This is a genomic window from Brucella grignonensis (assembly GCF_002252505.1).
GTDB classification, from domain to species: Bacteria; Pseudomonadota; Alphaproteobacteria; order Rhizobiales; family Rhizobiaceae; genus Brucella; species Brucella grignonensis.
Map to the genome: position 1 here is coordinate 1 of NZ_NNRL01000011.1, position 531 is coordinate 531.

The window sequence follows — 531 nt, forward strand, 5'->3', positions numbered from 1 at the left end:
CGAGAGAATTATGGTCTGCGGGGAGCCGTTGACCGTCGAGTTCGTCGCTGGCCAGAGGCACACGAGGGAAGAGCTTCAGACGCTCCACAGCAACAATCTGGAGTGGTTGCGCGGCAATTTCCCTGGCTTGCAGGGGACCTATGCAGACGAACGCACGGGCGAGATCGTCCTCGAGATCTACACGCCAGAGGCTGAGGGGGCCGATGTTGAAGCTGCGAAGCGGGAGGCCGAGTCAAGGCTTGGCGCGCGATTGCGGATCGAGATGACGACGGCAACGATCGGGCCAGCGATCCTCAACCGCGCACCATGAGCGCTGGAGATCGCGAACTGCCCGGTCAGGCCGTTGTCGCGTCTTTCAGCATTGCATTCCAGTCCTCCGCAAGCGGCTTCAGACGTTCGAAGTCGCAGGAGAGTTCTCCGGCAAGCTCACGCAGCCGCGACACGAATGCTTCGCCTTGCGTGTTCGCATCGGTAGCCGCGACTAGGCGCACGTCGGGCCGCTCCCCCAACAGGCGGATCGCCCCATCGGTG

Annotated in this window: 2 protein-coding genes; one reads left to right on the plus strand and one right to left on the minus strand. The window is 63.1% G+C overall.

Translation table 11 applies throughout. From position 1 onward, the window contains the following. Positions 1–310: hypothetical protein (locus tag CEV33_RS00160; protein ID WP_407923785.1), on the plus strand; the 310-nt coding region annotated here is incomplete at its 5' end. Between the two features lie 25 nt (positions 311–335). On the opposite strand, the gene CEV33_RS00165 is transcribed toward CEV33_RS00160, so the two are convergent. Beyond that, on the minus strand, positions 336–531 hold a 196-nt coding region (locus CEV33_RS00165; protein WP_141211507.1), incomplete at its 5' end, for a toprim domain-containing protein.